Source organism: Streptomyces sp. SID1328 (assembly GCF_009865595.1).
Taxonomy (GTDB): Bacteria; Actinomycetota; Actinomycetes; order Streptomycetales; family Streptomycetaceae; genus Streptomyces; species Streptomyces griseoluteus.
Genome location: NZ_WWKH01000869.1, coordinates 1 through 756 on the forward strand (window position 1 = coordinate 1; position 756 = coordinate 756).

A 756-nucleotide genomic window follows, 5' to 3' on the forward strand; every position below is an offset into this window, starting at 1 on the left:
GCGAGCTGGCCGAGCTGGTAGTGGGCCCACGCCTCGCCGTGCACCGAGCCGCCCGCCCGGTGCAGCACCAGTGAGCGCTTCAGCAGGTCCAGCGCCTCGGGCAGCCGGGCCCGGTCGCGCTGCACGGCGGCCAGCGCGTGCATGGTCCAGGCGCGGTCGGTGGCGAGCTGCGGGGGAGCCTGGAGGTCCATCGCCTCCTGCAGCTTGGCCGCGGCCTCGGTCAGGTTGCCCTGGTGGTGCAGGGTGATGCCGAGCGAGCACAGGGCACGGGCGGCGCCCGCGTCGTGGTGCGCCTCCCGGTACAGGTCCACCACCGAGGCCAGCGTGGTGCGCGCCTTGTCCAGCTCGCCGAGCTGCCGGGCCGCGATACCGGTACGCCACTGCACCGAGCGCACCAGCAGCCCCTCGTCCACGGCCTGCGCCAGCTCGTTGATCTCCCCGAGCCGGTACAGGTCGCCGCGCAGCAGGCAGTAGTCGCACAGCGCGCCCAGCAGGTTCAGCACCGCGCCCTGGTCCACGCCCTCGGCCTGGCGCAGGGTGGCCGTGATGAAGCTGGTCTCGTCGTCCAGCCAGCGCAGCGCCTCCTCCAGGGAGACGAAGCCGTGCGAGCCGAACCGGTCCGACCGCGTCGACATGTTGCCGTCGACCAGGCGCAGCACCGAGTCGGCCAGCTCGGCGTAGTTGGCGATCAGCCGCTCCTGCGCCGCCGTGCGCTCGGCCTGCTCCTCCTCGTCCAGCAGCCGTGCCTCGGCGAAG

Annotated in this window: 1 protein-coding gene; it reads right to left on the reverse strand. The window is 73.5% G+C overall.

What is annotated here, in order from left to right; translation table 11 throughout:
- A partial coding sequence (locus GT030_RS27970) for a tetratricopeptide repeat protein (RefSeq protein WP_161203461.1) occupies window positions 1-756 on the reverse strand: 756 nt, incomplete at both ends.